The following is an 8,156-nucleotide window of genomic DNA, read 5'->3' as shown; positions in this document are numbered from 1 at the left end:
GGTTAGACTACTGTGATGCACAGCACATCGACTGCTACGGTGAGCGTCGAGTGATCCAAGCTGCGGAGGTAGTCGAGTGAACCTGTCACATCTGCTCGAAAGCGTGAAGGCGATCGGTGTACTGCGCGCGCGCGGAGTCTCCGATCCCAAAACACCGCTCGAGACCCTGCGGACGATGAAGGAATCCAAGATCTACGGCCCGCAGGCCACCCTCGTGCGCCATTCGGCCCGCGTCGCCCCCGACCAGGTGGCCCTCGTGGACGAGCGCGGTGAGCTGACCTATCGCGAGCTCGACGAGCAGTCCACCGCCATCGCCCGCGGGTTACGCGAAGCGGGCATCGGCGAGGGCACGGTCATCGCCGTGCTCGCCCGCGATCACCGCGGCCTGATCATGTCGATGATCGCGGCGGGCAAGCTGGGCGCGCGCATCGCGCTGATGAACACCGGCTTCGCCAAACCACAGTTCGCGGAGGTCTGCGAACGCGAGAACGTGCGCGCGGTGCTGCACGACAGCGAGTTCCTCGGCCTGCTCGACGCACTGCCCGCCGACCTGCCGCGCTACCTCACCTGGGTCGACGAAGGCACCGAACTCCCGGCGGGCGCCACGACATTCGACGACCTCGTCGCGAACAATTCCACCGAGGATCTGCCCGCGCCGAGCAAGCCGGGCGGCTTCATCATCCTCACCAGTGGCACCACCGGCCTGCCCAAGGGCGCACCGCGCACCAAGGTCACGCCGATGGCGACCGCGCAGTTCGTCGACCGCGTACCGTTCCCGAAGCGCGGTACAGCGATGATCGTGTCGCCGATCTTCCACAGCACGGGCCTGGGCACCTGGCTGGTCAACACGATCCTGTCGAACAAGATCGTCATGCGCCGCCGATTCGATGCCGAGGCCACCCTCGCCGCGATCGCCGAGCACAAGGTCGAGATGCTGGTGTGCGTGCCGACGATGCTGCACCGGATGACCGAGCTGCCCGCCGACGTCCGCGCGAAATACGACCTGTCCTCACTGAAGGTCATCCTCTTCGCCGGCTCCGCGCTCACCCCGGAGCTGTGCATCAAGGCCACCGAGGCCTTCGGACCGGTGCTCTACAACCTCTACGGGTCGACCGAGGTCGCCATCGCGACCATCGCGAACCCGGCCGAGCTGGCGGAAGCGCCGGGCACGGTCGGCCGTTCGCCGATCACCTGCGAGGTCCGCCTCTACGACGACGAGGATCAGCAGGTCAAGACGCCGGGCGCGCGTGGCCGGATCTTCGTACGCAGTGGCGCGCCGTTCGAGGGCTACACCGACGGCAGGCACAAGCAGATCATCGACGGCTTCATGTCCAGCGGCGACATGGGCCATTTCACCGACACCGGGCTGCTCATGGTCGACGGCCGCGACGACGACATGATCGTCTCCGGCGGCGAGAACGTGTACCCGCAGGAAGTCGAGAACCTGCTGGTCGAGCGGCCCGAGATCTTCGACGTGGCGGTGATCGGCGTCGACGATCCGGAGTTCGGAAAACGCCTGCGCGCCTTCGTCGTCCTGGAAGAAGGTCACACCCTCGACGCCGCCGAACTCCAGGCGCACGTCAAGGCGAATCTGGCCAGGTTCAAGGTGCCGCGCGAGGTGATCTTCCTCGACGAACTGCCCCGCAACGCCACCGGCAAGATCGTGCGCCGCACCCTCATCGACTATGAGGTCTCACAGGGATAGGCCCTGGCTACTACGGAGTAGACAGCGCGGCCGGATCGCTTGCTAGTGTTAGCGACAGCACTGGATCTCGAAGACGCGGTCCGGCCTGCGGTTCTGCGTGGGCTCGGTCTGCCGGAAGGCTGTTCGATGTCTCTGTCTCTGCCCGCGCTAGGTACTACCGCCCGACGTGCCGGTGACTTCGCGCTCGGCGTCAAGGTCATGGTCGATCGCAAGCTGTTCAATCCGCTGCGCCTCGACCACGCCGCCCGTTCGTTCCGCAATGTTTCGAAGTTCGGCCCGTTCGCCGGCGTCGTCATGCACGCCGCGCAGAGCAGGCCGCAGGCGGGCGCGATCGTCGACGAGCTGGGCGAGATCACCTTCGGCGAACTCGACGCACAGTCCAACGCCTTCGCCCGCGGCCTGCGCGCCAGTGGGATCAGCGAGGGCGACGTGATCGCGGTGCTGGCCCGTGACCATCGCGGCATGGTGTTGAGCCTGCTCGCGGCGGGCAAGCTCGGTGTGCGCGCGGTGCTCATGAACACCGGGTTCGCCAAGCCGCAGTTCGCTGATGTCGCCGCCCGCGAGAAGGTCAAGGCGGTGCTGCACGACAGCGAGTTCCTCGACCTGATGAGCGCCATCCCCACCGAGATCCCGCGGGTGCTCACCTGGGTCGACGAAGCGCACGGCGCCGACCCGTCGATCCCGACCGTGGCCTCGCTGTCGGCGGACCGTTCGACCGCCGCGATCACCGCGCCGAGCAAGCCCGGCGGCATGGTGATCCTGACCAGCGGCACCACCGGCACCCCCAAGGGCGCACCGCGCGACAAGGTGAGCCCGTTCGCGTCGGCGCAGTTCGTGGATCGGGTGCCGCTGCCCAACAACGGCACCATGATCATGGCGGCGCCGATCTTCCACGGCACCGGCCTGTCGCAGTTCACCCTCGGGCTCGCCCTGGGAAACCGGGTCATCTTCCAGCAGCGCCGGTTCGACCCGGAGCAGACGCTCGCCAATGTGGTGAAGTACCAGGCGGATTCGCTGGTCGTGGTGCCGACGATGCTGCAGCGCATCCTCGATCTGGACGAGCAGGTGCTGGCGAAGTACGACCCGTCGACGATGAAGGTCATCTTCGCCGCGGGCTCGGCGATCGCCCCCGACGTGGTGACCCGCACCCTCGACTACTTCGGCGACTCGCTCTACAACCTCTACGGCTCCACCGAATGCGCGGTGATGACCGTGGCCACCCCGGAGGATCTGCGTAAGGCGCCGACCACGGCGGGCAAGGCACCGGTCGGCATCCGGATCGTGCTGCTCGACGAGAACCGCAAGCCGATCACCGCGCCGAATGTCACCGGAACGATCTTCGTGGACAACGGGTTCGCGTTCACCGGTTACACCGACGGCCGGACCAAGGAAATGGTCGACGGCATGATGTCGAGCGGTGACGTCGGCCATTTCGATGCCGACGGTCTGCTCTACATCGACGGCCGCGACGACGACATGATCGTCTCCGGCGGCGAGAACGTCTTCCCGCTGGAGGTGGAGAACCTCATCGCGGGCCGCGCCGATGTGTTCGAGGCCGCGGTGGTCGGCGTCGACGACCACGACTACGGCAAACGGCTGCGCGCGATCGTGGTGCCCGGCCCGGAGTCCAAGCGCGACGCCAAGGAGATCAAGGAATACGTCCGCGAGAACCTGGCCCGCTACAAGGTGCCGCGCGAGGTGATCTTCGTCGACGAGCTGCCGCGCAACGCGACGGGCAAGCTGCTGCGCAAGCCGCTGATCGAGATGCCGGTCGAGTCGGACTGAGAACGGCTGGACGTAGCCGGCTCTATTGCCGCCGAGCGGGCCTCGTCCGTCGACTATCATCAGCGCGTGATCATCGGGTTCGAGCAGGCGTCCGCGCCGTCGCGTGCGGTCGGCGCGCGGCTGCGCGGCGCCTGCGCGGGCTCGATGTCGGGCGCGCTGTCGTTGGCCGCGCACGGGCTGGCCGCCGGTGGGGCGCTGCCGGGCAGCACCGCGATCGTGTTGCTGGCGGCGGCCTCGGCGGTTGTCGGCGCACTGGTCGCCGGGATCGGCCCACTGCGTCACGGTGCGCTGGGTTTGGCGGCGGTGCTGCTGGGTGGTCAGCTGGTCGGCCACACCACGATGAGCTGGTCGGGGCACTCGCACTCGGCTGACGATTCGCTCGGTCTCGGCATGCTCACCGCCCACACCGTCGCCGCGCTGCTCGCGGCCGTCGTCATCGTCGGCGCCGAGGCCGCCTACCGGGTCGGCGGCGCTGTGCTGGCGCGCATCCTGCCGCTGCGCTACCGCACTCCCCGCATCCCCGACCCGGCGCCGTTGCGCCTGGCCCACCGCGACCGCGTCATCCTGCGAATCTTCGCCACGTCGTCGCTGCGAACCCGCGCTCCCCCGCTCGCTGTTCCTTTCTGACCTTTCCCTCACCCGGTGCACGGGCTCGTCGTGCGCTGTCCCCGTGTCGAACACGCGCCTCGTTGTCCTCCCGACGCTGACGTCACCCGTTCTCTCGACGTGAGCGTGGTGCTCGACGTACGCCGCCGATCGGCCGTGTTCGTCCGGCTCCGCTCGGACGAAGACCGCGCCTGACGATCGGCAGGCTCCACGCCGCACCAGGTCGACGGCCTTCGCGTGCCGTCGTCGATGCGGGTGCCGAGCCGTGCCTTGTCCGCGCGCACCGGGTTCCAGTACTCCAGAAATGAATCAGCATGAGCATCACGGACACTCGTCCGGCCGAGGAGAACTCCCCCTCGGCACCACCGATCCCCGGTGACAGTCCACGTTCCGGCGCACGCCGGGGCTTACGCCTGTCTCCGCTGGCCCTGCGCCTGCACTTCTACGCGGGGTTCTTCGTCGCCCCGTTCATCCTGATCGCCGCGCTCACCGGCGCGCTGTACGCGATCGCGCCGACGATCGAAGGGTTCGTCTCGCGCGATCTGTTGCTGGTCGACACCACCGGGCCCGACCAGGCTCTGTCCGCCCAGGTCGGCGCGGCGGTCGCGGCGCGCCCCGACCTGGCTCTGGTCGCGGTCGCCCCCGCCCCGAACGAGGGCGACACCACGCGCGTGCTGTTCAACGATCCGGCGCTCGGCGACTCCGAGCGGCTGTCGGTGTTCGTCGACCCGCACACCGCCCAGCCGGTCGGCGAGTCCGTGGTCTACGGAAGTGGTGGCGCGCTGCCACTGCGCACCTGGCTCAGCGAGTTCCATCGCAGCCTGCACCTGGGCGAGCCCGGCAGGCTCTACAGCGAGCTGGCCGCGTCGTGGCTGTGGGTGATCGCGCTGTTCGGGCTGGTGCTGTGGGTGCACCGGGTGCGCAAGCGGCGCGACCGCAGGTCGGCGCAGTGGCTGCTCAAGCCGGATCTGTCCCAGACCAGGCGTCGAAAGATGAACTGGCACGGTGCGATCGGCGTCTGGATCCTGCCCGTGGTGCTGCTGCTCTCGGCCACCGGCATGACGTGGTCCACCTATGCCGGTGAGAACGTCACGACGCTGCGCGAAGAACTCAGCTGGACCACCCCCGCGGTGAGTGTGAAACTGCCGGGCACCGCCGGTCCCGCCCAGTCCTCGGGCGGCGACCACCACAGCGGGGGGCAGACCGGCCCGGCCCCGGTCGACCCCTCGGCGCGGATCGCGCAACTCGATCGCGTCTACGAGGTCGCTCGTGCCGAGGGCATCTCCCAGGGCGCCGAAATCGCCATCCCGGCGACACCGGAGAAGGCGTTCGGCATCAAGGAACTGCGCCTGCCCGGCACCTACACCGTCGACTCGCTCGCCGTCGACGGCGCGACCGGCACGGTCACCGACCGGCTGGCGTTCGCCGACTGGCCGCTGATGGCCAAGCTCACCAACTGGGGCATCGCCTTCCACATGGGTCTGCTGTTCGGCCTGGTCAACCAGCTGTTGCTGCTCGCGATCATGGTCGGCCTCGTCACCGTGATCGTGCTCGGTTACCGCATGTGGTGGCAGCGTCGACCCACCCGCAGGACTGCTCTGCCCGTCCCGCCACGGCGTGGGGTGCTGCGCCGCACGTCGCCGTGGATCACCGTTCCGCTGGTCGGCGCGGCGGTCGCCGTCGGCTGGTTCCTCCCGCTCATCGGCGTGAGCTTGATCGTTTTCCTGCTCATCGATGTCGCATTGGGCCTGGCCGCTCGCGCGGACACGGTGTAACGCATGGCTAACTATCGAGGAAACATCCCATGTAACCCATGACCCTCGATGATCGGAGCTTGCCCATGAGAACCTCAGCTCGCGCAGTAGCGATGTGCTTGGCCGCTCCGGCCATCGCGGTCGCCTTGACCGGTGTCGCCGCGGGGACGGCCGCCGCTGATCCCGGCTGCCAGGGGTCGATGAACGGCCCGTGGGCGTTCAATGGTGGGTGTTACGGCGGCGAGGGCACCTACCGGCTCGAGGTCGACTGCATCGGTTACAATATCGCGCCCTTCGCCGTCGGGCCGTACACGATCCGCCAGGACCTGCCGGTCGGCCAGGCGGGCACCGTGGTGTGCTTCGGTCCGAACTGGTCCAGCGCGGGGTGGGCCGTCGGCTCGCGGATCTTCCGGCTCTGACACCCGCATCGCGACGCCGAACCCGACACGATCGGTGGCTGGTTCGGATTTGCGGTGAAAGGATCAGCGGATGACGCTGTCTCGCCGACAACTCCTGCACGGCGGCATCGGCGGTTCGATCGCCGCTGTCGTGGGGGTATCCGCGGTGAGCAGTGCGCGGTTCGCCGCGCCACGGCGGCTCGGCGAACCGTTCTCGCTCGGGGTCGCGTCCGGCGAACCGACCCCGGACGGAGTGGTGCTGTGGACGCGACTCGCCCCCGATCCGCTCGCACCAGACGGGTACGGCGGGATGACGGTCGCCCCGGTGACCGTCGACTACGAGGTCGCCGAGGACGAACGATTCACGAAAGTCGTGGTCACCGGCTCAGCGGTGGCGACCCGCGAGCTCGGGCACAGTGTGCATCCCGAGGTCGCCGGGCTGGCACCGGATCGGTGGTACTACTACCGGTTCCGGGCCGGTTCGGCGATCTCGCCGGTCGGGCGCACCCGCACCGCGCCCGCGCTCGACAGCCCGACCGCGCGGCTCCGGTTCGCCTTCGCGTCGTGCCAGTCGTGGAGTTCGGGGTACTACACCGCCTACGAGCACCTCAGCGCCGAAGATCTCGACCTCGTCGTGCATCTCGGCGACTACATCTACGAATCCTCCTGGGTGCTGGCCCGCCGCGGTGCGCACCTGCCACCGCAACTCGCCGGCGAGGCAGTGGATCTGGCGGGCTACCGACTGCGCTATGCCCAGGCCAAAGGCGAAGCGCCGCTCCAGGCCGCGCACGCGGCGTTCCCCTGGCTGGTCACCCTCGACGATCACGAGCTCGACAACAACTGGGCCGGTGACAGTCCCGGCCTCGGCTTCGACGTGTACCGCCTCGCGCCGCTGTTCCGCCGTCGCAAGGCCGCTGCGTTCCAGGCCATGTACGAGCACCAGCCGATGCGCTTGGCGCAGCTGCCCGCAGGCCCGTCGATGCACCTGCACCGCCGCTACCGGTTCGGCGATCTCGCCGAATTCACCATGATCGACACCAGGCAGTACCGCACCCCGCAGGCGTGCGGTGACGGCTCGGCGGTCGTCGGATGCGCCGACCGTTTCGCCACCGACCGCACCATTCTCGGTGCGGCCCAACGCGACTGGCTCGTCGACGGCTTCGCCACTTCGCCTGCCCGCTGGCAGGTGCTCGGCAATCAGGTCGCCATGGCCCAGTCCGATTACGACCCCGGCCCCGACCTGCTGCTCGGCACGGATGCCTGGGACGGCTATGTCGCAGACCGTAATACGGTGCTGGCCGCAGCCACCGACCACGCGGTCGACAACCTGGTCGTGATCACCGGCGACCGCCACGAGAACTACGTCGCCGACCTACGCCGCGACTACGCCGATCCCGAATCACCGGTCGTGGCAACAGAATTCACCGGCACATCGATCAGCACCGGCAGCGACGGCGCGGATCTCACCGACGCGGGTCGTACGCTGCTGGCCGCCAACCCGGACCTGAAGTTCTACAACCGGCAACGCGGCTATGTTCGCGTCGACCTCGACCATCGCCAGTGGCGCAACGACTTCCGCGTGGTCCCCTACGTGAGCCGTCCGGGTGCCCCGATCAGCACGCGGGCGAGTTTCGTTGTCGAGGACGGGATCCCCGGCGCGGTCAGGTCAGCCTGAGGTCAGCTGCCCTTCGGCGGCACCGGTCAGCAACGCGCGCATCGTGTCGCCATAGCCTCGACGCTACCCGCGCCCCGCACACCGACCCGGGCGCGCACGCGTCACGGATCCGGGGTGAATTCCTCCATCGTCATCGCCGCACCCTCGGGGACCTGGACCGGGCGTAGCAGCGCCCAGCCGATGAACACGACGGCGAACCCGATCATGCCGAGCCCCGCCCAGAGATTCACATC

At 68.5% G+C, this 8,156-nt stretch carries 6 protein-coding genes; all 6 read left to right on the top strand.

Annotated features, from left to right (window positions below):
• The first annotated feature begins 76 nt into the window (after positions 1 to 76).
• The 6 genes from ACFWF3_RS15475 (at position 77) to ACFWF3_RS15450 (ending at position 7,923) form a co-directional block, all read left to right on the top strand.
• Entirely contained in the window at positions 77 to 1,705 is a 1,629-nt protein-coding gene (locus tag ACFWF3_RS15475) for an acyl-CoA synthetase (RefSeq protein WP_379314188.1), read from the top strand.
• 126 nt (positions 1,706 to 1,831) lie between these two features.
• On the top strand, positions 1,832 to 3,490 hold the full coding sequence (locus ACFWF3_RS15470; RefSeq protein ID WP_378991368.1) for an acyl-CoA synthetase: 1,659 nt from the start codon (positions 1,832 to 1,834) through the stop codon (positions 3,488 to 3,490).
• A gap of 66 nt (positions 3,491 to 3,556) precedes the next feature.
• On the top strand, positions 3,557 to 4,117 hold the full coding sequence (locus tag ACFWF3_RS15465) for a hypothetical protein (RefSeq protein ID WP_379314187.1): 561 nt from the start codon (positions 3,557 to 3,559) through the stop codon (positions 4,115 to 4,117).
• A 293-nt stretch (positions 4,118 to 4,410) separates the two neighbouring features.
• On the top strand, positions 4,411 to 5,871 hold the full coding sequence (locus ACFWF3_RS15460; protein WP_379314186.1) for a PepSY-associated TM helix domain-containing protein: 1,461 nt from the start codon (positions 4,411 to 4,413) through the stop codon (positions 5,869 to 5,871).
• A 65-nt stretch (positions 5,872 to 5,936) separates the two neighbouring features.
• The gene (locus ACFWF3_RS15455) at positions 5,937 to 6,269 is read left to right on the top strand and encodes a hypothetical protein (RefSeq protein WP_379314185.1); all 333 of its coding nucleotides are present in this window, start codon (positions 5,937 to 5,939) and stop codon (positions 6,267 to 6,269) included.
• Positions 6,270 to 6,339: 70 nt separating this feature from the next.
• A complete protein-coding gene (locus ACFWF3_RS15450) occupies positions 6,340 to 7,923 on the top strand; it encodes an alkaline phosphatase D family protein (RefSeq protein ID WP_379314184.1) in 1,584 nt (527 codons plus the stop codon).
• Positions 7,924 to 8,156 lie beyond the last annotated feature (233 nt).

Source organism: Nocardia sp. NPDC060220 (assembly GCF_042727815.1).
Classification (GTDB): Bacteria; Actinomycetota; Actinomycetes; order Mycobacteriales; family Mycobacteriaceae; genus Nocardia.
Note: the sequence above shows the minus strand (reverse complement) of the source record. Positions and strands in the feature narration are given on the sequence as shown.